This is a genomic window from Rhizobium sp. SL42 (assembly GCF_021729845.1).
In the GTDB taxonomy this organism is placed as follows: Bacteria; Pseudomonadota; Alphaproteobacteria; order Rhizobiales; family Rhizobiaceae; genus Allorhizobium.
Map to the genome: position 1 here is coordinate 446,193 of NZ_CP063398.1, position 22,422 is coordinate 468,614.

Annotated in this window: 22 protein-coding genes; 5 read left to right on the top strand and 17 right to left on the bottom strand. The window is 59.4% G+C overall.

Annotated features, from left to right (window positions below; all coding sequences use genetic code 11):
• Positions 1-20: 20 nt before the first annotated feature.
• Genes mbhE through IM739_RS20970 form a run of 5 tightly spaced genes read right to left on the bottom strand, consistent with a single transcriptional unit; the run spans position 21 to position 2,098 of the window.
• Positions 21-719 (bottom strand): hydrogen gas-evolving membrane-bound hydrogenase subunit E, encoded by a 699-nt coding sequence (gene mbhE / locus IM739_RS20950; RefSeq protein ID WP_237371174.1) that lies wholly within the window; start codon positions 717-719, stop codon positions 21-23.
• Positions 716-1,063, bottom strand: coding sequence for a monovalent cation/H(+) antiporter subunit G (gene mnhG, locus IM739_RS20955; protein ID WP_237371175.1), 348 nt, complete (start codon positions 1,061-1,063; stop codon positions 716-718). The genes mbhE and mnhG overlap by 4 nt, the downstream gene beginning before the upstream one ends.
• Before the next feature lie 3 nt (positions 1,064-1,066).
• Positions 1,067-1,309, bottom strand: coding sequence for a hydrogenase subunit MbhD domain-containing protein (locus tag IM739_RS20960; protein WP_237371176.1), 243 nt, complete (start codon positions 1,307-1,309; stop codon positions 1,067-1,069).
• 5 nt (positions 1,310-1,314) lie between these two features.
• A complete protein-coding gene (locus tag IM739_RS20965; protein ID WP_237371177.1) occupies positions 1,315-1,575 on the bottom strand; it encodes a monovalent cation/H+ antiporter complex subunit F in 261 nt (86 codons plus the stop codon).
• Positions 1,568-2,098, bottom strand: coding sequence for a Na+/H+ antiporter subunit E (locus tag IM739_RS20970; RefSeq protein ID WP_237371178.1), 531 nt, complete (start codon positions 2,096-2,098; stop codon positions 1,568-1,570). The genes IM739_RS20965 and IM739_RS20970 overlap by 8 nt, the downstream gene beginning before the upstream one ends.
• Positions 2,099-2,566: 468 nt before the next feature.
• Between IM739_RS20970 and IM739_RS20975 the strand changes: the two genes are divergently transcribed.
• Positions 2,567-4,291 (top strand): hypothetical protein, encoded by a 1,725-nt coding sequence (locus IM739_RS20975; RefSeq protein WP_237371179.1) that lies wholly within the window; start codon positions 2,567-2,569, stop codon positions 4,289-4,291.
• 194 nt (positions 4,292-4,485) lie between these two features.
• Here the strand turns inward: IM739_RS20975 and IM739_RS20980 are convergent, their stop codons facing one another.
• From IM739_RS20980 to IM739_RS20995, 4 genes are all read right to left on the bottom strand, one after another.
• Complete coding sequence (locus IM739_RS20980; RefSeq protein WP_237371180.1) at positions 4,486-6,321, bottom strand: SLC13 family permease; 1,836 nt, start codon at positions 6,319-6,321, stop codon at positions 4,486-4,488.
• 247 nt (positions 6,322-6,568) lie between these two features.
• Entirely contained in the window at positions 6,569-7,771 is a 1,203-nt protein-coding gene (locus IM739_RS20985) for a M20/M25/M40 family metallo-hydrolase (protein ID WP_237371181.1), read from the bottom strand.
• Between the two features lie 48 nt (positions 7,772-7,819).
• A complete protein-coding gene (locus IM739_RS20990) occupies positions 7,820-9,361 on the bottom strand; it encodes an AbgT family transporter (RefSeq protein WP_237371182.1) in 1,542 nt (513 codons plus the stop codon).
• Positions 9,362-9,733: 372 nt separating this feature from the next.
• Positions 9,734-9,991 carry a glycine zipper domain-containing protein gene (locus tag IM739_RS20995; protein WP_237371183.1) on the bottom strand — a complete coding sequence of 86 codons (258 nt, stop codon included), beginning with the start codon at positions 9,989-9,991 and terminating at the stop codon, positions 9,734-9,736.
• A gap of 621 nt (positions 9,992-10,612) precedes the next feature.
• Between IM739_RS20995 and IM739_RS21000 the strand changes: the two genes are divergently transcribed.
• Positions 10,613-11,605, top strand: a complete 993-nt coding sequence (locus IM739_RS21000) for a substrate-binding domain-containing protein (protein WP_237371184.1) — start codon at positions 10,613-10,615, stop codon at positions 11,603-11,605.
• Between the two features lie 71 nt (positions 11,606-11,676).
• Here the strand turns inward: IM739_RS21000 and IM739_RS21005 are convergent, their stop codons facing one another.
• From IM739_RS21005 to IM739_RS21025, 5 genes are read right to left on the bottom strand one after another with little or no spacing between them, the layout of a single operon-like run.
• Complete coding sequence (locus tag IM739_RS21005) at positions 11,677-12,942, bottom strand: ABC transporter substrate-binding protein (protein ID WP_237371185.1); 1,266 nt, start codon at positions 12,940-12,942, stop codon at positions 11,677-11,679.
• Positions 12,943-12,966: 24 nt separating this feature from the next.
• The gene (locus IM739_RS21010; RefSeq protein WP_237371186.1) at positions 12,967-13,803 is read right to left on the bottom strand and encodes a carbohydrate ABC transporter permease; all 837 of its coding nucleotides are present in this window, start codon (positions 13,801-13,803) and stop codon (positions 12,967-12,969) included.
• Positions 13,800-14,738 carry a carbohydrate ABC transporter permease gene (locus IM739_RS21015; protein ID WP_237371187.1) on the bottom strand — a complete coding sequence of 313 codons (939 nt, stop codon included), beginning with the start codon at positions 14,736-14,738 and terminating at the stop codon, positions 13,800-13,802. The genes IM739_RS21010 and IM739_RS21015 overlap by 4 nt, the downstream gene beginning before the upstream one ends.
• Positions 14,731-15,900, bottom strand: coding sequence for an ABC transporter ATP-binding protein (locus IM739_RS21020; RefSeq protein ID WP_237371188.1), 1,170 nt, complete (start codon positions 15,898-15,900; stop codon positions 14,731-14,733). The genes IM739_RS21015 and IM739_RS21020 overlap by 8 nt, the downstream gene beginning before the upstream one ends.
• Positions 15,897-16,733, bottom strand: coding sequence for a metallophosphoesterase family protein (locus IM739_RS21025; protein ID WP_237371189.1), 837 nt, complete (start codon positions 16,731-16,733; stop codon positions 15,897-15,899). The genes IM739_RS21020 and IM739_RS21025 overlap by 4 nt, the downstream gene beginning before the upstream one ends.
• Before the next feature lie 360 nt (positions 16,734-17,093).
• Here IM739_RS21025 and IM739_RS21030 point away from each other — a divergent pair, with 360 nt between their 5' ends.
• Positions 17,094-18,344 carry a D-amino acid dehydrogenase gene (locus IM739_RS21030; RefSeq protein ID WP_237371190.1) on the top strand — a complete coding sequence of 417 codons (1,251 nt, stop codon included), beginning with the start codon at positions 17,094-17,096 and terminating at the stop codon, positions 18,342-18,344.
• A gap of 500 nt (positions 18,345-18,844) precedes the next feature.
• On the opposite strand, the gene IM739_RS21035 is transcribed toward IM739_RS21030, so the two are convergent.
• From IM739_RS21035 to IM739_RS21045, 3 genes are all read right to left on the bottom strand, one after another.
• On the bottom strand, positions 18,845-18,991 hold the full coding sequence (locus IM739_RS21035) for a DUF1127 domain-containing protein (protein ID WP_237371129.1): 147 nt from the start codon (positions 18,989-18,991) through the stop codon (positions 18,845-18,847).
• A 176-nt stretch (positions 18,992-19,167) separates the two neighbouring features.
• On the bottom strand, positions 19,168-20,043 hold the full coding sequence (locus tag IM739_RS21040) for a 3'-5' exonuclease (protein ID WP_442981165.1): 876 nt from the start codon (positions 20,041-20,043) through the stop codon (positions 19,168-19,170).
• A 259-nt stretch (positions 20,044-20,302) separates the two neighbouring features.
• Positions 20,303-20,941 carry an alpha/beta hydrolase family protein gene (locus tag IM739_RS21045; RefSeq protein ID WP_237371192.1) on the bottom strand — a complete coding sequence of 213 codons (639 nt, stop codon included), beginning with the start codon at positions 20,939-20,941 and terminating at the stop codon, positions 20,303-20,305.
• 172 nt (positions 20,942-21,113) lie between these two features.
• Here IM739_RS21045 and IM739_RS21050 point away from each other — a divergent pair, with 172 nt between their 5' ends.
• Both IM739_RS21050 and IM739_RS21055 read left to right on the top strand, forming a co-directional pair.
• Positions 21,114-21,458, top strand: coding sequence for a hypothetical protein (locus IM739_RS21050; RefSeq protein WP_237371193.1), 345 nt, complete (start codon positions 21,114-21,116; stop codon positions 21,456-21,458).
• A 255-nt stretch (positions 21,459-21,713) separates the two neighbouring features.
• Positions 21,714-22,364 (top strand): TetR/AcrR family transcriptional regulator, encoded by a 651-nt coding sequence (locus IM739_RS21055; RefSeq protein WP_237371194.1) that lies wholly within the window; start codon positions 21,714-21,716, stop codon positions 22,362-22,364.
• Positions 22,365-22,422: the final 58 nt, after the last annotated feature.

Genomic DNA, 22,422 nt, shown 5'->3' on the forward strand with positions numbered 1-22,422 from the left:
TGACACCCTGCCTCGTGGCGCTAGCTGCGGAAACGGTCGATGATGACACTCAACTCAGCGCCGACCTTGATGCCGAGCAGGGCTGATATGATCGGAATGGCACCGGCGCTGATGAAAGCCCCGAACTCTCCCCGGGGCAGGATTGCACTATCGAGGAAGCCACCGGCAAAAACGATGCCGAGGATGCCGATCGTCACATAGACGACACCGGCCAGGGATTCCGTGATGCTGAGGACGTCGTGATTGATCCTCCCTTGCGGATAGGCCAGCATGAACAACATCATCCCGGACGCCACGACTGCGCCTCCCTGGAAACCACCACCCGCCGAAAGGTGGCCGTTCATGATCACATAGGCGCCGAACAGAAAAATCAGCGGAAGCACGACCTCGGCACCGTTGCGCACCAACTCGCTCGGCCGGCGTCCGCCTTCATTCGAAAAAGCCTCTGACGCGATCGTACCCTTGGCTTTTCCGCCGAGAAGCGAACTGACGCTTGCCGCAACCATGAAAAGCACCGCGACTTCGCCCAGTGTGTCGAAGCCGCGAAACGAGATCAGAATACCGGTCACGACATTCGGCGCACCAAGGCCCTGGGGCACCTCGGTGAGATAGCGAATGGCGAGCGCTGACAGGACCTGTCTTTCGTCATAGGCCGCGATCAGGCCGGCAAAGACAAAAGCGAAAGCGACAAGCAACAGCAGATTGAACACACGGCTCATGGCGCGTCCCCACTTTTGGCCGCCTTGTCCTGCTCGGCGCGCAACGCGTCATACATCGTGGTCGGCGCCATCGGCGTGCGGATTGCATGTGCGGCCCGTGACAAGGCGTGCGATGACAGGGGATTGGTCATGAGAATGAAATAGGCGACGATCAGAAGCTTCAGCGCCCAATCCGGATGATAGACGCCAAGCCCTGCGAGCACCAGGATATTGCCAAGTGTGGAGGCTTTTGTGCCTGCCTGGATACGGGTGAAGGTATCGGGCATGCGCAGCAGGCCCAGACCTGCAGAAAACAGGAAAAATGCACCGACAAGGATGATGATGCTACCGATCAGCTCTGCCATGCGTCACTCCCCTCCGCCATTGGTCTTGCGGATCGCATAGAGAAAAATGAGTGTCGCAAGACCCGAACCGATCGCTGCCTCCGCCATGGCAACGTCCGGCGCCGCGAGAAGCACATAGGAGACGGCAGCGAAAAGGCTGGCCAGCCCCGCGCTGATCATCGCAGCCATCAGATTCCCCAGCAAAACGGCCAAAACCCCGCTCACCAGAATGCTGCCGCAGACCAAGAGGATCAACAATTCGAGCACGGTGACTATGGCCCCTTTTCCAGAAAACGGGCGATGGCGAGCACGGCCAGAAAGCTCAACAGTCCGTAGACAAGGGCAACGTCGATATAGACGAAACGCCCGGACAGATGCGCGTAAAGCGCAATCATTGCGATCGAAACCACCGTCAGCATGTCGATTGCAACGACGCGATCGATCGCTGTTTTGCCGATGATCAGGCGTGCGACACCCAGCACGATAGAAAGGAAAATCAGGACAACCGCGATCTGGAGGATGATGTCAGCCAAATACCACCTCCAGATGCTTCTCGAACGGTCCGGCAATCATCGCAGTCGCCATGTCCGGGTCGGTCGTCTTGACGTCGAGCCAATGGATGAACAGCGTATCGTCGCTGATGTCCATCACGAGGGAGCCGGGCGTCAAAGCAATCGAATTGGCCAGCGCCAACCGACCGATCGGCGATTTCAGCCGCATGTTGATCTTGACGATCCCGGGTCGGATATCGATGCGCGGCGCATAGACGTAACGCATCATGTTGATGTTCGCCTTGACCATTTCGATGAAGAACACACCGGTATAGGCAATGAAATGATAAGTTTTCAAAGGGGTGACCCCGATGCGCCAGACATCGCCGCGCCGGACGAATATCGCAGCCAGGGCGAAGGATATCACCGCACCGGTTATGACAACCGGAAGCTCTGTCGTTGCGTTGATCACCAGCCAGACGACAAACAGAAACGCCCAGAGCAGTGCCAGGCCCTGCAACCATGCCGCACTGCTCGATCGATCATATTGCTGGTGTGTCGACATCGCGCGGCCTTCCATAATTGAACGGGCCATAAGTGAACCGGAACGAGGCAGAAGCGTTGAGCAAAGCTACCTTCCGGTTCTGCGCGCCCGCCCGCCCGGATGAAGCCGTTGTCAGGGCATCAAGCTTAGCATCAGGCGCGTCCGACTGTGATCGGCATGGAATCCGAAAATTATGCGCTCTGTCCGATATCTCATTGCTGTGTAACGCTTTTTAGCGACAGACCATGCTCGGAAAGCCGATAGTTCTTGACCCTCGCGCAAAACGCAGAAATCAATCGGAAACGTGCCGATACAGGACCGAGCCTGGGAAGCGATTGAGGCCGTGTTCTGAAGGCCATACCCTGCCAACCCAACTATGCGCCGTGTTTGACAGGGTACGGCGCGAGCATATCGATGGGCCGGGAACTCATCGCGGAAGGAATATCGCATGATGGATGCAGCGATGGACAGCAGACGGATCTCCCGGTCATGACCGGCGATCCACCAGCCACGCCGCCGATTGCCAGCGTGATGTCCGGCCTCGACAGCTTTCGCCCCTTCAGTGCCGCCGAGGCAAAGGTTGTTGCCTATCTGAGCTCCGGGGACTTCGATCGCTTGGGCGACGGGCTCCTGCCGGAGCGCGAAGACGATTCAAGAAACATGCGCGCCGAACTGCTGCGCTTTCTCATCCTCGGCGACAACAGCTACCGTTCTCACGAGAAAGGCGTGCGTGTCAGCGGCGCATGGATTACCGGCATACTCGATCTTGAAGGCTGCCGAATCCCACGCGATATCGGCCTCAAGGATTGCCGGTTCGAGGCGTCTCCCGTGCTGAAGTCCGCCATCATCGACAACCTGTTTCTCGACGGCTCCAATATTCCCGGCCTGCAGGCGGACCGGCTTGAAGCCCGAGGCTGCTTGTCCATTCGCGGTGCAAGCGTGACCGGCGAAATCCGGTTGGCCGGGGCGCGGCTGGGCGGCAGCGTCGAGGCAGACGGCGTCTCGATCACCTCGCCGGAGGGCATCGCGATCGAAGCCAGTGGCCTGGAGGCAAAGGGCGGCGTCCTGATGCGCGGCGCCAAAATCAAGGGGGGTATCATTCTTTCAAATGTGCGCCTCGGCGGCGATATCAATGCGGTAGGCGGAACGATCGCTCGGCCGGGAGAAACCGCCCTCAACGGAGACGGGGTTATCGCCGGCGGCGATCTCGCCCTGCGAGGCGCAAAGATTACCGGTGAGACCCGCCTGCTTGGCACGCGTTTCGGCGGGGATATCGATTGTACGGCAGCCTCGTTGTCGCAGCCGGGTGGCTATGCGCTCAGACTCAACCGCGCCTCGATCGAAGGCGCATTTTTCCTGCGCCAGGGGGCCTCCATCGACGGCATACTCGACCTGACCGCAACGACGATCGGGGCGATCGATGACGAGCAGTCGAGCTGGCCGCAGGCCGGCGATTTGCTGCTGAACCGATGCCAGTACGGCGCGTTCATCGGCGGTCCCGTCGATGCCGCGCGCAGGCTTGACTGGCTTTCGCGGCAGGCACCTGACCGCTGGAAGGCAGATTTCTGGCCGCAACCCTACGAGCAACTGGCCATGGTTCTGGGTGCCATGGGCCATGACGAAGATGCACGTACCGTGCTGATCACCAAGGAAAGGTTGCAGCGGCGGGCGCGGCGGGCGCGGGCGAAAAATCCCGCCTTGCGTGCAGCGCTTGCGATGCGTGACGGCATATTGAGCATTACCGTGCGCTATGGCCGCCAACCTCTCCTCGCCCTGCTTTGGCTCGTGCTGTTCTGGGCGATCGGTGCGGTCGTGTTCGCGATCGCGGAGCGCAATGGCGCGGTCAAGCCAAACAGTCCGGTCGTCCTGCGTTCTTCCGAATGGACGATGTGCGGACTGGAACAAAGCAAAAGCCGCTACATGCCATCAAGCTCGCAGGTACTCTCGGGGCGGGCGACAGCAGGGGAAAACCAGTTGAGCTGTTTCCTCAGGCAACCCGAGGCATCCAGCTATCCCGAATTCAATGCGCCGATGTATTCGCTGGATGTTCTGCTGCCGGTGCTGTCGATCGAGCAGAAGGAATTCTGGCGGCCGGACCCGACCAAGCCGAACGGACCGTTCACACTGAACTTCTTCTTTTTCCAGTCGATCGTCGGCTGGGCGCTTAGCCTGCTTGCCGTCGCCGGTTTTTCCGGCCTGGTCAAATCGAGATAGGTCGCGTCGAGGCTGCCTTTGGACAGAGCCGCATCCAGAAAAATGCGCAGAATACCTCTCCCTCACTGCTTCGACCGCATAGTCCAATCAGCGGGCACTCGGCATGGCTTGAGGCGCCTGCTCCAAAATTGTAACGCCCCACTCGGGAACTGAGCGGGGCGTATCTATGGCGACCAATTGAACAACGGCGCAGCTCAGAACTGCCAGATCAGCGGCACAATGAACACCGAAACGACGAAAAACCAGATCAACAGCGGCAAACCAAGTTTCCAGTAGTCGCTGAAGGCATAGCCACCGGGTCCCATGACCATCAGGTTTGTCGGCGTCGCAATCGGGGTGAGGAATGAGGCGGCAGCGGCGACCGCCGTGCTCATCAGCACCGGACGCGGCGAGACCCCCATAGCCGTCGCTGCCGCCACGCCAATGGGAATGACGATCAGTGCCGTTGCTGTGTTGCTGATCAACTGCCCCATGATTGCGGTCAGAAGGAACAGGCCGGCAAGCAGCGCCAAAGGACCAGCATCGCCGACAAGATTGACCAGATGTTCAGCCATCAATTGTGCGGCGCCGGTTTCCACCATGGCCGTCGACAGCGGCATCATTGCACCGACCAGTATCACTGTCGTCCAGCCGATGGCTCGATAGGACTGTTCGACGCTCATGATACCGGACAGGATGATGGCGCCAGCAGCGAGCAGGCCTGCCACCGCCGGCGGCACGATGCCTGTCGCCAGAAGCAGGACCATGCCAAACAGAATAATGACAGCCTGGCGCGCGCCCGGCCCCATCGGCACCGCCTGACGGCGCACCAGCTCGGGCGAATTGACCACGAGAACGTCTGGGTCATCGAGATGCACGTCAAGCGCCTTCCAGGTTCCCTGGAGCAGCATCGTATCACCTGCTTGCAGCACGACACCGCCTGCGTCGCGAGTCGCATTGGCTGCCTCCACCTGATCGCCCGCGCGTTGTACGGCAAGGATGATCAGGTCACCGCTATCCGTGACCATTCCGGGGAAAACGGTCTCGCCGATCAGGCCGGAGCGCGGCGGAATGACCACTTCGGCAAGGCCGGAGCTGCGGTTGAACAACGTTTCTTCGCCCTGGCCTGTCGCCTTCTCATCTCGAAACGACATATGCATCTTGGCGGCAAACGCTGCGGCCAGCTCGGCGTCACCGCGCACCAGCACATGGTCGCCTTCGGCAATCACGGCGCGACGCAGGGGGCCCGATGTCTCCCCTTCCTGCAGCGCGACAAGTTGCAGCCCGGGATGATCCGCCATGCTGATGTCGGAAGAGGCCATCCCGACAAACGGTGAACTGGAGCGGACCCGCATCTGGTAGATCCCGCTTGCAAGACCGTATTGCTCGACCAGCGTCTTGGCATGACGGCTGAAATCGGACGGCATGGTCGCCCCGTTACGCTCTGGAAGCAGCTTGGCGCCGAACAGGATAATGATCGCCATCGTTCCGGCCAGCAATGGCACGCCGATAAGCGCGAATTCGAAGAACCCGAAACCGCCGACACCCGCATCGATACCGGCTTCCGAAACCAGCACGTTTACCGGGGTGCCCGTCAGTGCCAGCATCGAACCTGCATGCGCGGAAAAGACAAGGGGCATCAACAATTGCGAGGAATTGCGCTTCAGGCGGACGGCGATAACCACCACGACCGGCAAAAGAGCGGCAACAGCACCGTTGACGCTGATCAGTGCGGTCAGCAATGAAACGAGCCCCATGGTCAAAAGCAAAAGCCGTGTCCGGCTTTCCTCGCCGGCACCGCGGATCAACAATTGACCCGCCCACGCGGTGACACCGGTTACTTCAAGCCCGGAGCTGACAACAAAAAGCGAAGCGATGAAAATAACTGCCGGATCACCAAAGCCGCTGAGAGATTGTCCAAGCGTCAGAACACCGCTCGCCCAAAGCGACAGAGCCGTCAACATGGCAATCACAACGACCGGAAGCTTGTTCCAGACGAACAGAACGACCGCAGAGACAATGATTATGGCTATATATGCTATCGGGCTCAATCGCTCTGCTCCTCATATGGACCTGCTCAGGCCGATGACTATCTCCAGCACCCCTCGGGCTGCGTGGTCAACGCGCGGCCACGTCTTGTTGCCGCTCTCGGTGCGGCGCTGTTTCCGTCGCGCGGTCCTGCGGCTGCGCCGCGTTATCCACCCTCACCCCTGGCAAGGGGTGAGGCATTGCCGATCGAAGATATCGCAGAGACCTGACGCATAGCGCCGCCGCACGAAAAGCAGCAGCCAGACGTCTTCAGTCGTCGAGGGTCGCGAGAAGCACACCAAGACGGCAACCCTTTTCGTACTCGGTCAAATTGACATATTCCTTGATGGTATGGATTTCAGCCTGGCCCGCGCCAATGGTGATCGTCGGGACACCGTGCTTGTCGAGCCAGTTGGCATCGAGGCCACCATTCGAGAAGATATAGACCGGCTCGATGCCCAGTATCTGCATCGCCTTTGCCGCACGCTTCACAATCGGCGTATCCTTGCCAAGTTCGAACGGTGGATAGGACGCCTTATGGGTAAAGGTCACCGTGGCAGTGACACCTTCATGATCGGTCACATCCGCCTGTGCCTTGGCAAAGGCCTTCTTGTAGCCTTCGGCGATCTTTGTCGCAAAGCTCGATTCCGGACTGCGCGCCTCGCCCTTGATGAAAGCGTAGTCGGTCACGACATTGGTCGCATCGCCGGCGGGTGTGTTGCCCTTGCCGCCAAAGACGCCGACATTGCTGGTGCCGCGACCGTCGGCTTTGACGATCTTGCCAAACCAGCCTTCCTTGCGCGCCTCGGCAAGTGCGATCGCGCCGACCATCGTTGCAGAGATGCCCTTGTCCGGCGCCACACCAGCGTGCGAAGCGCGGCCGATGATCTCGACTTCCCAGTTCTCCTGCCCCACCGCTCCGATGATAAGATCGGCGGCCGACTGGCCATCGACATTGATGCACATCGCCGCCCCGTTGAGATCAGCAGGGTTCAGTTCGCGCGCTCCGTGCAAACCGCTTTCCTCCCGCACCGTAAACAGAAGCGTGATCGGCGGGTGGGGAAGCTTGTTCTTCAGCAGTGTCTCCGCAACGACGACGAGAACCGCCACGCCAGTGCGGGCATCCCCGCCGAGCGCAGTCGTGCCGTCGGAGACGATCCGGTCGCCTTCCCGCCTCGGCTTCGCCCCGGCGCAAAGCGGCACCGTATCGAGATGTGTGGAAAACAACAGACGTGGCCCCGGACGCGTTCCCGGAAGATCGACAATCAGGTTTCCCGTCTCCGTGGGCAGCGGAATCCGGCTGTTGGCATCGTCAAACCGAATGGCGGATTCCGGCACGCCCACCGCCTTCAAGGCATCGATAACGGCGGCGGCAATATTGGCCTCCTGGCCCGTTACACCCTCGACGGACAGAAAACGCATCAGGTGGTCTTCTGCGGCAGCGACGTTGAGTGGAATTTGGCTACTGCTCATGGTGTCCCTCCAATTTATTGGGTTCTCAGTCTTTTCACATGCGGGCCACTACAGGCCCCATGGCAGTCCAAGCGCTTGCCAGATCGCAAAGAGCGCGGTCCACAGAACGAACATCCACACAACGTAGGGGAGCATGAGAGACACGAGTGTGCCGACGCCAGCGGACTTGTCGTATTTCTGGGCGAAGCCGACGACGAGTGCAAAATAGGCGTTGAGCGGTGTGATGGCGTTCATTGGCGAATCGCCGACGCGATAGGCCGCAAGCACAGCTTCCGGCTCCACACCGAGCTTCATCAAGAGTGGTACGAAAACCGGGGCGAAGATGGCCCATTTTGCAATCGCACCCGTCAGAAGCAGGTCGATAATCGCGACCACCACGATGAAGCCAAGCAACAAGGGCAAGGCCCCGATATTGGCGGCCTGAAGCGTGCCCGCCAGGCTCAGTGCCATGACCGTGCCGATGTTGGTGTAGGTGAAATAGGCAACGAACTGGCTGAGAACGAAGAACAGGAAGATCGTGCCCCCCATGTTCTTGATCGACTTCTCGATCGCCGCAATGACCTCTGCCAGAGTGCGCAGCGTGCCCGCGCCCACGCCGAATGCCCAACCCGTCGTCAGAAAGACCAGCATGATCAGTGCGATCAGGCCGTTCATGAACGGCGAATTTCCGATCAGCTCGCCAGTATCGGGGTTGCGAAGGGGCGCACCGGACGGAAGCGTCAGCAGAAGGAAGACCACGACGAGCGCGATCAGGGCGTAGAGAGCATAACGCAGTCCATGCGTTTCCTGCTCAGTCAGAACCGCACCCTGGCTGACGCCGGCGCCATCGGCCGGCTTGTATTCCCCGAGGCGCGGCGCAATCATCTTGTCGGTGATAAATGCGATCACCACCGTAAGGAACAGAACAGAGGCAATCGAGAACCAGAGATTGGACGCAAGTCCGATCGATGCGTTCGGATCGACAAGCCGGGCGGCGTCATTGGTGAACTCGACGAGAACGGCATCAAGCGGCTTGATCAGCATGTTGACGGTAAACGCACCGGCAACCGCGGCAAAGCCGAGCGCAAGGCCCGCGAGTGGATGGCGGCCAACAGCCAGATAAGCGACACCCGCCAAAGGAATCAGCACCAGATAACCGGCATCCGCAGCAATGCTGGCGAGGATGCCGACGAATGCGAGGATATAGGTCAGCGCCCAACGTGGAGCGACGATCACGAGCTTGCGTATCAGGGCGGTGACGAGGCCGGATTCCTCGGCGACGCCCGCACCGATCATTGCCGCGATCATCAGGCCAACTGCGGTGAAACTCATGAAATTGGGAACGAGCGACGCATACATGAAGCGTATGCCCTCGATACTCAGCAAGCTGCGGATCGCCGTAGATGCCGTCTCCAGTTCATGCGTTTCCGGATTGATCTGTTCGAACGTGACGGCAGCTCCGAAGAGACCGAGAATGGCCGACAGAACAATGACGATGCCGATCAGTATCAGAAAGATGACCACGGGATGAGGAACCATGTTCCCCACCTTTTCGACACCGTCGAGGAATCTCTGCATCGTGGTCTTTGATGCGGCATTGGCGTTGGCCATGTCTTGCCTCCCGTTGAACCCAAGGATAGCGCCCGAAGCGATCGATAGAGTGACGTTCGTGTTGGCGCTCTTTGATAGTCAGTCGTTGCAATCGAAATGAAACAGGACCGGGCAACCCGCCGCCCCCAGCCGATGCGCCTCATGCCCAGCGCAGGGTTGGCCAGGTACGGAGTTCTCAGGCAGAACAAGCCGAACAGACTTCGTTATCGGTTCGCCTTGACTGGGAAAAACCGCAGGCCTACGGGCAAACGGATCCTCTCAAACAACGAAACGTAGCCGGAGACTGCAATGTGCAATGCAAGCCGCCGTCACTGGCGCCGACAATTCCTCTCCTGATGGAGACGGGGCGGATATACCGCCCCGTTTAAACGCTCACCGTGGGCAGGGTGCGGTGTAGCGACGGCCGTTGCGGTCCCGGTAGTAGCACTGGCCAGGCTGGTCCGCGACACTGCCGATCAGGGCGCCCGAAACGCCACCGATGGCAGCACCGACAGCTGCGCCGCGCACGTCGTTGGTAATCGCACCACCGATGACGGCACCTGACGCCGCACCGATGCCCGCGCCCCGCTCCGTTGCCGTACAACTTGCAAGGGATAGACCGACCAGGAAAAACACGAGCAGTTTCTTCATTATACTCTCCTTCGTGATGGTCATCGAGTAGTTGCGATTGCGGTTAAAGTCACAGGCACGATAAAATCGAATATAGTGCCACAGAACCGTCTGTGATCAGCTCAGAATCCCAAAACTAGGCTTCGGGTTCAAAACTTACTGGCGCAACTAAATAGCGAATAGCTTGCGCTGCACCGCGGATCCGCAAGCATGTTTGACAACAAATTCAAGCCGCGACCTGGCCCCGGCAGCCTTTGTCGACCTCGTCGAACGTCGACGCGCGCGACACATAACTACATCGTCTGCTGGGAAGTGATTGATTGCAGATAAGATGGGAGCCAGCGCTGGAACGAGGCTGATCCGCTCCCGTCCTCTGATGTCGGCCATAGTAACGGCTAAACCGAAGGCTACGCGTCGCGCAGACGATGCAACGCCCTGCGTGAAGGATGGGCAGCCATTCGTCATAACCACCTGCCGGAGAGACGGAAAGCACGCCGAGACCGTCGCCTCGCCGCGACTGTTCTGCGCTGCAAAGCCTCATTTCCTGCGTCAAACCACTGTCATGGAAGTCGGCTAGCAGGGGCCGACAGTGCTCAGAGTCACACGAGACGGGCGTTCGACAGCATCACCATACGAGGTCACATGGCGACCCTTGAGGAGATAGCACTAAGGGCTGGCTGCTCGACGGCCACCGTAAGCCGCGTGCTCAGCCGAAGCGGACCAACCAGCGAAGGCATGGTCCGGCGCGTTCGCAAGGCCGCGTCCGACCTTGGCTACCGCATAGAGGGGACCACCGTGGCCAGCCGACGGCGACCCGTGATCGGCGTTCTCATACCCAGCATCACCAATCCGGTCTTCGCCGCCTCCCTTTCCGGCATCCAGAACCGGATGCGGCTTTCCGGACATGGCGTGCTGATTGCCCAATCCGACTACGATCCGGCCCGCGAAGCCGACGCCATTGCATCGCTTCTTGCAGAAAAACCGACCGGACTGGTTGTCACTGCCTGCGACATGGAAAAGAGCCAGAATGACCTGCCTGCCCATCTGCCGCCGATCGTGCTCCTGAACAATCTGCCGACAGCGCGATTTCAAGCGGCAGTGACGACGGACAACCGCTCGGCTGCGATGGAGCTTGCCCAACATCTGATCGAACACGGCCATCAGAAAATCCTGTTTGTCTCGGGAGCATTTGAAAGTTCGGATCGGGCGCGCCGACGTTATGAAGGCTATTGCCACGCGATGGCTCAGGCCGGTCTTGAAGCCGTCAAGGCCCTGCAGATCCCATTCGTGACCGGCAATGACGAACTCGATCTCAGCCGTGCGCTGCTTGAACACCAGCCGACAGCCATCATTGCTTCAAACGATCTTCTGGCGCTCGGCGTCATCGGCGCGCTACGCCGTGAGGGCCTGACCGTTCCTGGTGATATTTCAGTCGCCGGTTTCGATGGCATTGCCATCGGCCGCCTTGTCGATCCGCCGCTATCGACCATCGAAATGGCCGATGCCAGCATGGGAACGACGGCGGCGTCGCTGCTGCTGGACATGGCGGAAAACGGGGCGGAACCGCGCCACCTGAGCATGGGTTACAAGTTGAAGCCGGGCGGCACGGTAAGGCGCATCGACCAGCCATCCTGACAAAAGAATGCGCCGCCTTTCTCGGCGGCGCATCATCGTTCGAGGCTTTACTGATCCATTGCCGATCAGTGTCAGCTGCGCGGCAGCAGGCCCTCGACTTCGGCCGCCGCATCGTCCAGGGCTTCCTTCGGCTCGGCCGACTGCTCGACGACGCGCGACAGGTTCTCGACGATGGTCTGCGTGACCTTGACACCGTTAGAGCCCGGAAACGCATACCACGGCTGCATCAGCGGCATCTGCTCTAGGCCGGCCCGAAATAGCGGGTTCTCCTTGTAGAAATTGCCGAGATAGTCCGCGGACGTCGCCGCCAGTTCATTGTTCGGAACATAACCTGTGCCCGGCACCACGACCGAGGCGCCGTATGGGCCCGACGCGAACTTGATGAACTTCCAGGCGGCCTCCTGCTTTTCGGCGTCGCGCGTCAGCATGACGGCTGCATTGCCGCCGGTCGGCAGCTTTCCATTGACCGGATCGATCAGCGGGATATGGGCTGTGCGCAGGTCGAACTTGTCGCCGACATTCTTGATCGTGTTGCGCAGCGCGCCTGTGGTCTGGAAGGCAAAGCCGACCTTGCCGGCAACGAAGGCCTGTTCACCAGCCTGCTTGGTGAATACCGGAAGGCCACCTTCCTTGACCATGCGGTCGACCAGTTCAAAAGCTTTCAGGCCTTCAGGACCGTTGAAGGCAACGGCGGTCTCCTCGTCATTTAACATCTTGCCGCCGGCGCCGAACAGCAGTGCCGAGAACATCCAGTCGTCACCCTGCCAACGGAAGTCGATGCCTTCATTGCCGTCGCCGAGTGCCTTGATCTTGGCGGAGAGTGCGATCACCTCATCCCAGGTCTTCGGCGCGACGTCCGGATTGCCGCCGACTTTGCGAACCAGATCGGCGTTGTAGTACATGATCGGGTTTGAGGTCGCGAAAGCGAGACCGACCTGCTTACCCTTGACCTGGGCGAGCTTCAGGATGTTGTCGGAAAAACCCTGCTCTGCCATGTTGGCGTCCTTGGCGATGAACGGACCGAGGTCGACCGGGATATCACGCTCGTTGACCATGCGCAGACGATTGAGGCCAATGAAGGTGACATCCGGCATTTCGGCCGTACCGGCCTGGCGCATGATGGTCTGGATACCTTCTTCATAGGTCGCCGACGGGTTCGCGAAGGTGATCTTGATCTCAGGGTTTTCTTCCATGAACTTCTTCGAGATCGTATCCATCACGTCCTTGAAGAAGCCGGGCATCGGATAGTGGATATTGAGCACGGTTTCGGCATGTGCCGGAACAAAGGTCGCCATGGTGACCGCGGCGGCAACCATTGCATTCTTGAAAAGAGTCATTGCAGATCTCCTAGGTTGGACCGATCAGCCTTTCAGACCGGTCATGGTGATACCCTCGACGAAGCGCTTCTGCGCGAGCAGGAAGGCAAGGACGAGAGGAAGGGTGATGATGAGGGTGGCTGCCATCAGCGCGCCGTAGTCGTCACCGGCTTCGGCGGCGCGGAAGTAGAGCAGCCCGAGCGGCGGCGTGGCATAGGACTGGTTGGTGACAACGATCAGCGGCCAGAACAGATCATTCCAATGGGCAACGACCGAGAAGATCGAAAAGGCGGTGATTGCCGGCCAGGCATTCGGCACGATCACTCGGGCAACAATGCCGGTCTCCGACATGCCGTCGAGCCGTGCCGCATGGATCAGGTCGTCCGGAATGCCGCGGAAGAACTGCAGGAACAGAAAGATCGCAAAGACAGAAATCGAGAAAGGGGCGACCAGCGCAAAGTAGCTGTTGAGCACCGACGCCCGGTCGAAAGCGACGTAAAGCGGCAGGGCCGTTGCATGTATCGGGACAAGCAGACCCAGCATCACCAGCGCCATCATCAAGCGCGCGGCCGCAAAGGAAAGCTTGGCCATCGCATAGGCACAAGGGATTGCCACCACGACCTGGACAACAAGGATCAGAGCGCAGACGACAACGCCGTTGAACAGCAGGCCCGCCATCGACACCCGACCCAAGGCCTTGGTAAAATTCTCCACATAGGACCACGACTGCGGGATCAGGGCGAGCGAGGACGAAAATATCTCGCTCTGTGCCTTTCCAGCGGTCGAAATCATGAAAATATAAGGCGCCAAAAACAGGATGGCGCCCAACGACAGGGTGACAAGCCGCAGAATGCGGCCGGCGGAGACAGGAGCCTGTGTCATACGTAGTGCACTTTCCGGTCCATGACGCGGTACTGGAGGAACATCAGCGACACGAGGATCAACAGGAAGACCACGGTCATCGCCGAGGCATAACCGACACGCAGGAAGACGAAGCCTTCCTGGTAGATGGTGAAAAGCAGGACCTCGGACGCCTTGTTGGGGCCGCCTTCGGTCAATGTCTTCACAGTCTCGAATACCTTGACCGCGTTGATGATGCTGATCGTGGTGACAAACAGCGTGGTCGGGCCCAGCATTGGCCAGGTTACCAGACGGAACCTCGAGAGAGCCGAACGAGCACCGTCGACCTCGGCCGCCTGGTAAAGCTCGCGCGGGATGGCCGAAAGGCCGGCGAGGAACAGGACCATATTGAAGCCGGTCGATTGCCAGATGCCGATGATCGACAGGCTGGTCATCACGGTTTTCGACGCGCCGAGCCAGTTGGGGCCTTCGATGCCGATCAGATCGAGCAGCGCGTTGATCGGCCCGATCGTCGGGTGGAAGAGATATTGCCACACGGTCGCCATGGCGACGAGCAGGGACGCAACGGGCAGGAAATAGGCGGTGCGAAACAGGCTCTTGCCCCAGCCCTCCGATTCAATCATCAGCGCGATGCCAAGCCCGAGCGCCATGGACACCGGTGCGACGATCGCCGCATACATCGTCGTGTTCCACAGCGACTTCCTGAACGTGCGATCGTTCAGCAGTTCGGCGTAGTTCTCGAAGCCGACGAAATTGAAGCTGCCGTAGCCAAGCTCGAAATCGGTAAAGCCGAGGGCGATGACAGCAATGGTCGGCAAGATGATGAAGCAGAAGATCAGCAGCAGCGCCGGTGCCGACAGCACCATGGCGATGCGCGCCTCGCGACGCTTTGCCAGCCGTGCGCCCTTTTGGGCCAGCGGGATTTCTGCGCCGTATTCCGGGGCAAGACTAGCCATGAAAAGCCTCCGACCGCAAAGTCGATGTCATTGCGATGCTGACCGGCAGGCGGTCGCCCTGTTCGTCGAAGAGCAGGATCGCGTCGGGATCGAGCCTCAGATCGATCCGCTGGCCAGCATGAATGCCGATCGCATCCGCAGGTGCGACCCTTGCCAAAACGATTGCATCCAAGGCCGCGAGCTTGGTGAAGACCACCACCTCGGAGCCGAGGAACTCCAGCCGCTCGACCCGTGCCGGCAGGCCACCCGCACCAGCGTCGGCAAGCCGGACAAATTCGGGCCGAAATGCCACAGACAGTGCTTTTCCCGGCTTCAGGTCGAGGCGTGTGGCAAGACGGATATCGCCAACCTGGACAAGTCCCTCGCCGTCGATCACGGTCGACAGGACGTTGATACGCGGCTGACCTAGAAATTTGGCGACTTCCAGATGCGAGGGATTATCGTAGATGGTGCGCGGGCTATCGAGCTGTAGCAGCCGACCACCGATCATCACCGCAACCCGGTCGGCCATGGAAAGGGCTTCAGACTGGTCATGCGTGACATACAGCGTCGGCACGCCTGCCTTGCGGTGCAGTTCGACGATCTCACCACGGGCATGTACGCGCAGGTTCGCATCCAGATTGGAAAGCGGCTCGTCCATCAGGAAGACATTCGGCTGCCGGACCATGGCGCGGGCAAGCGCTACGCGCTGACGCTGGCCACCGGACATCTGGCCGGGCTTGCGATCGAGCAAGTGGTCGATCTTGAGCGAACTCGCCATGGCGCGAACGTCACGCTGAATATCGGCTCGTATCCGGCGCTGGTCGGAGAACAAGGCGCCGATCAACGGCAGACGACCGGCCGTGGAGAGACGACGCATGGCGAGCGGCACGGCAATATTCTGGCCCGCAGTCAGATGCGGATAGAGCGCGTATGACTGGAAGACCATCGCCACATTGCGGTCCCCCGCCGCCTTGGCCGAGACGTCTTCGCCGCCGATTACGATCTCGCCATGGTCTGCATGATCGAGGCCGGCGACGATGCGCAGCAACGTGCTCTTGCCGCAGCCGGACGGACCGACAAGGGCGATAAACTCACCGGCTTCAGCCTCCAGGCTGACACCTTTCAGGATACTGTTGCCGCCGAAGGACTTGTTGATATCGTGAAGGCTAAAGGCGGTCATTGGGCCGCCTCCACGACAACCTTCGTCGCATGGCGCGGATAGACCTCATCGATGACATGATCGAGAACGTGTGCCGTGGCGCCATCGACAGCAACAATCTCGCTTTCCACATCATCGCCCAGGTGATGCACGACTGCGCCGACGAGACGCTCTCCGGGCATTTCTCGCTCCAGCGTATCGATGATGAATGAGGTCGGTGGCGCCCAGACGAGCCTGGTTGCGCCCATCTCGCCCTTCCAGGCCCAGTGCAGATGGCCACTGGCATACAGGGCAACATCATGTGCGGCAAAAAGCTCGAACAGCCGCCGGCGATCAGCGGGACCAGCGCCCCAGTAACCGGTCTCGCCTTCTGTTGGATCATCGACGAACAAGGGCTTGTGGCCGAAGATCGCCACGCGCCGGCCATCGCGACCTTCCAGCATGTCGGCAAGCCAGTCGAACTGCAGACGTTCTTCCGGGTGGTCCGAGCCGATCAGCAGACTGTTGAGGCCAATCAGCCGCCAATTACCGAGGTCCTTGGCGAAGCGGTCGGGACCGGCCAGCCGGCGCCAGCGTTGAAGGCGCAGGTCATCGACCGGCTGCGGCGAACCGGGCATATGACCGACATCGTGATTGCCTGGAACCAGAAGAACGGGGACATCCAACTCGTTGAGCAGGGACATGGAAAAGGTGATGTCCTCTTCCTGATCGGCACCGTCTATCGTCAGGTCGCCGGTATGTATGACCAGATCGGGCCTGACCGTTTCGATCCAGCGACGCACAGGTTCCCAGTTGCCGTTGAAATGCGCCTTGGACGGACTGAAATGGGTGTCGCTGATCTGGACGATTTTCATCGGATGTTCCCTTTCAAAACACGAGCTGACATGCTGCGGACGGCCGGTGGTGGAGGCGAGGTCCGGCGCTGCTGGCCTGTCTTTAAGGGTCCAGCATGTCAGTCGCTTGACGGTGCTTTTCAGTGGTCTTCCAATTTCGTCATCAATCCGTCAGAAACGGATCGCGAGCGTTTCCCCGCGAGAATGTTCGGCCCATCACGGATTGAACATGGCGGCATGAATTGCAGAAATACCTGCAACGTAGACAGGCCCAGGCGGTCAATTCGCTGGGGCTAACCGGCATAGTCGATCTCGACAAGGCTCGCATTGCGCTCACAACAGCGCTATTGCTGGTCACTTCTCTTGGCCTGTGGGGACCACATGAAAGTCATCGTTCTCGGCGCCGGCATCATCGGCGTGACGTCTGCCTATCAGCTCGCGAAAGCCGGCCACGACGTCACCGTCATCGACCGCCAGCAGGCGCCGGCTCTGGAGACCAGTTTTGCCAATGCGGGAGAAGTCTCATTCGGCTATTGCTCGCCCTGGGCGGCGCCCGGCATTCCGATGAAGGCAATGAAGTGGCTGCTGATGGAACATGCGCCGCTCATCTTGCGTCCCAAAATCGATGCGGCCATGCTGTCATGGATGCTGAAGATGCTGTCGAACTGCACTTCCAGGCGTTACGCCATCAACAAAAGCCGTATGTTGCGACTGGCTGACTACAGCCGCGTATCGCTTGCTGCGTTGCGCGCCGAGACCGGGATTTCCTATGACGAGCGCATGCAGGGCACGCTGCAGCTGTTTCGGACACAGCAACAGCTGGACGCATCGGGCAAGGACGTCAAGGCACTCGCCGTAGACGGCATCCCGTATGAAGTGCTCGACCGCGACGGCTGCGTTCGGGTGGAACCGGCACTCGCCCACGTGCGCGACAAGATCGTCGGCGGACTTCTGACCCCAAAGGATGAGACCGGCGACTGCTTCAAGTTCGCCAATGCATTGGCCAACAAAGCCGCCGGGCTCGGAGTGCGCTTTGCCTATGGGCATCATATCAAGGGCTTGGACATCGCTGGTGGTCGCGTTGAGGCCGTTGTCACCGACAAGGCGAAGTTTGCCGCCGATGCCGTCGTGGTCGCGCTTGGCAGCTACTCGCCGCTGATGCTGAAACCGCTCGGCATTGGGCTTCCCGTTTATCCGGTCAAGGGTTATTCGCTGACGATCCCGATCACCGACGCGTCACGGGCGCCGGAATCCACGGTGATGGACGAGACCTACAAGATTGCCATAACGCGCCTTGGAGAGCGCATTCGTGTTGGCGGCATGGCTGAAATCTCCGGCTATACCAACGATCTGGGCCAGGCGCGGCGGCGCACACTCGAACATTCGGTGCAAGACCTGTTCCCCGGCGGCGACGTATCGAAGGCGACATTCTGGTCCGGTCTGCGCCCGATGACACCGGACGGAACGCCGGTAATCGGACCGACGAAGATCAAGGGCCTCTTCCTCAATACGGGGCATGGCACGCTGGGATGGACGATGAGTTCAGGCTCGGCAAGGGTGATTTCAGATCTGGTCAGCGGTCGGGCACCGGATATCGACGCGGCCGACCTTGCGATCAGCCGTTACGCCTGATCCCAGGCAGGATAGGCAAGCGAAATTGGTCGAGGAGACTGTTGAAGCGAGCAACGACAACGGTCGCAAGCCACCATATCGGTCTGCAGCAAGTCGCAGAAACGAAAAAACCTGCCGCGGGAGGAGGTGCGGCAGGCTTTTCGAATGGATGAACAGCGACTGGGAGGAGGAGTGCCGCTGTTCCTACAGGCGCCCCTGGGAGGAGGAGTGGGTCGCCTGAAACACGAAGCTCTGCGGGAGGAGGTGCATCGCTTCGTTGAAAACCAACATACAGCATCGCCGTGCTTATAAAATGCGCTTTGTTGCAGTGCAGCCATGCAAAAACGGCGACACTCCTGCCCGCAAGATCCGCCGCCTAGGCCCGCAAGACTGGCGCAACGGGGCGGGCGGGATTGCACCGCGCGACCCAATCCCAAACGCAAGCCCAAATACAAGCCCAAACGCAAAAACGCCCGCGTCATCAGCGGGCGTCGTGCGGCATGCGAGAAAGTCTGCAGTCTTTAGCGAGCGTATGCTCCACGGGCAACGCGGTTGATGTCGGCACGGCTGATACCGATATCGGACAGTTCGCGGCTCGACATGCGGCCCAGTTCTGCAACCGTCTGACGATACTTGCGCCAATTATTAAAAGAGCGTGCTACGTTCATGATGATCCCCTTTCGTGAGGTCTCTTTGACGCCAGCAACCTTGCTTCAGTTCCAACGTCGTTTCGATGATTGGAATATAGGCGATTGCCCGCCCTTGCAAAAGTGACAAGCTCACAGGTCAGCCATGCAAATTATGCATCAGCCGAGTGCGGTCGAAGTAAACAGGGCGTGTCGTCCTAGCCGCGGAATCGATCGTGGGCCGTGAGGTGCTTCCTCGGCGGATCGGCATCACCGTAGCGATAGATTTCGCTTCGGAGATAACGGAGTTCATCCTCAAGCGCCTCTTCGCCGATCTCCACCCACCAGGACTTGGGACGCCCATCGCTGCCATCCGACCAACGATAGCCCCGCGCCTTGAGATGGTCCTTCATGTCGAAGGGACTGCCTTCGGCATAGATGCGAACCCGCGTACGCTGGCTTGATTCATAGAGTTCGGCAAAGGCGGGCAACCGCCCCACCGTGTCGCGCGACAGCACTTCCAGCAGGGCAAAACAATCGTCGACCGCCCGATGGCCATCGTGGAAATATCCGGCCTGATTGACCAGATAACCGAGTTTGGTGCCTTCAAAGCCACGCGACGACCAGTCGACTTCAGAATTGGAGCAAGCCCAGGCCTTGGCTGCAAACATGGGCGAAAACGCTTCGCAGAAGGGACGGTCGAAGGCCGCATTGTGGGCAATGATCAGATCTGCAGGGTCGATCAGGGCATGCAACGCGGCGAGATCAATCGACTGTCCGGCCACCATCTCATCGGTGATGCCGGTCAGCCTGGTGATTTCGGCAGGTATGGCCACCGTTGGCTGGCGCAAACCGCCATACACGCCTGCAACATCTCCAATGTTTCCGCGATGATCGTAGGTGAAAGCGATGACGCCGATCTCGATGATTTCGTCCTTGCGCGCATTGAGACCCGTCGTCTCCGTATCGAGAATGATGCCTCGCAACGGATATTCCGGTCGCGCAACCGCCACCACCCGTCGAGGTTCAAGTCTCTTCAGCAAGCGATACCGGCCAGTCTCGGAAAGATGCCGAACCATGGCCTCCTCGCTCATGGCGATGGATGGAGGAGGCTTTCTCGGACTGGTCGGATGAACCGTGTCCGAAGTGGAGCGGTGACCGGCATCTACCTGCTGGGCGAACATATCAAACTGATTCGTCATGCACTATTCTATGTGCTGAGGCTGTATCGATGTCATCCCTGCCGCAGAGCCGATCCACTGCCGTGTGGCAAAAGTCATGACAAATATGCAGCACCCGGAAAGAGCCGCGCCCCAGCGCATATGCCAGCGTTACCGGCACAATGTCCCGGGACTATTGCGTATTCCTGTCGGCCCAGATTGAAACTTCCCTGCCCAGAATATCCATATGGTCGGCAAGCGAGAGGCCCGAAATGCTTTTGCGAGGTTTCAGATCGTGATCGCCGTCCTCGAGCCAGAGCAACTCGATCGTGCCCGCCAAATCGTAGCTTTCAACCTCGTCACGCGTTCCAAACGGATCCCGCGTTCCCTGGACGATCAAAGTCGGTGTTTTCAAATTGGCAAGATGGGCGGTACGCAACTGCTGCGGCTTGCCGGTCGGGTGAAAGGGATATCCGAGGCACAGCAGCCCTGAAATCCGTTTGGCCACGAAAAGCTCATCTGCAACCATGCTCGCCACGCGGCCGCCCATTGATTTTCCTCCGATAATCAGTGGCCCGCTTGCCTTGAGTTCATCGATTGCGTGGCAGTATTCCGCCATGAGCTTCTCAGCCAGCGGCGGCGGCCGGCGAGCAGCTGAAACCCGCCTCGCCGCCATGTAGTCAAATTCGAAACGGGCAACACGCGATCCCGCGGAGGCCAGCGCCTGAGCGAAGGCACTCATCGACGCCGTATCCATCGCCGCCCCTGCCCCGTGGGCAAGCAGAATTGTAACTTTGGCATCACTCGGCCCATCAAAGAGGAAATTGCTCATCCGTTACCCGACCCGTCCCGACGAAGCGCCGCACCGTGTCGCAGCGCCGGAATGAAGATATCTATTGATCTGAAAGACTCCGGAAACAAATTGTACCGCCGAGTACTTTAATTAGGAATTCGTTAAGGCTTGCGACCTAAAACGAGACTGTTCATCAATGAAGGTTACTCACATGGTCAGCGCAATTTCAAGTTCTGCAACCAGTATTCTGAGTTCAACATCCTCATCTAGTTCCGCGAGTGATCTCGCCTCGCTCGAAGCGCAACTTGCCGAAAAGCAGGCCGCCCTAGCTGAAACGGACGACGAGGAAGAGAAAGCCACGATCGAAAAGGCTATCGCGACCTTGCAGTCCAAGATTGCAAAAATAAGCGCAACTGAGAGCAGCGATACGCAGACCGCCACGTCGGCAAAAACGGAGGAGGAAACTCCCCAGGAACTGTCCGGTGAAAGCGAACGAATCGGCACGAAAAACTTCGACGAAGATAGCGCATTCGGCGACCGCACCGCCTATGTGTAATTGCTGCCGCGTCCTGGAGCGGCCAATGTGGCCGCTTCAGACTGCTTGACGGCAATGTCATTGCTGGTGGTCACGGGGCCGTCGCTACAGCCGAACACAGGGTCGCCGACCTACTGTTTGTTTTAAATGATGTGCCGTGCCCGGACACTCGGAAAACAGACACAAATCAAATTCCGGCCCCACATTTTTTCAGTACCGTATAGTACCATTGCTATCATGGCTGGATGATTGTCAATCAGATGCTATGACAAGCGTATGAGCGACACCGAAACAACAGCCGGTCAACCCGCTGCAAAACGAAAACGCGGCAGGCCAAAAACCCATTCCGATACGGATCGGCGCTCGGACATTATCGACACCGCGCGCAAGACATTTGTCGAACTCGGGTTTTCCGGCACGACGACGGACATCGTCGCCGCGCGATGCCGGATCTCCAAACAGACGCTTTACCGTCTTTTTCCCTCCAAGTCGGATCTGTTTCTCGCTGTGATTGCCGCGCACCGGCAGATGATGCTTGATCTTCCGCGTCCCCCCGATGAAGACGATCCCGTCGATACCGTGCTCGAGAAGATCTTCATGATCGACATCGACGAAGAGGCTGAGAACGAGCGGCAGGCCGTCATCCATATCGTCATGCGCGAAGGCGCACAGTTTCCCGAGATCGCCGAAATCCTGCGGCGCGACGGCATTGACCGCTCACGACAGATTCTTGCAGATTGGCTGTCTCACGAGGCCAAACGCGGAAAGCTGGTGATCGAGGATCCGCTCGGCGGCGCCCGGATGCTGATGGACATGTTGTTTGGAGCGATGGGCCCGCGGCGGGAAGACTTCAACACCAGAGCGGACCGTCGGCGCCATCTTGAACGGTGTATTGCCCTTTTTGTTCGCGGAACACGGCCGACCTGACGGACAACGGCAAAGCATTCGCCGATCAGGATACAGACAGGCTGGCGCCGCCCACCAG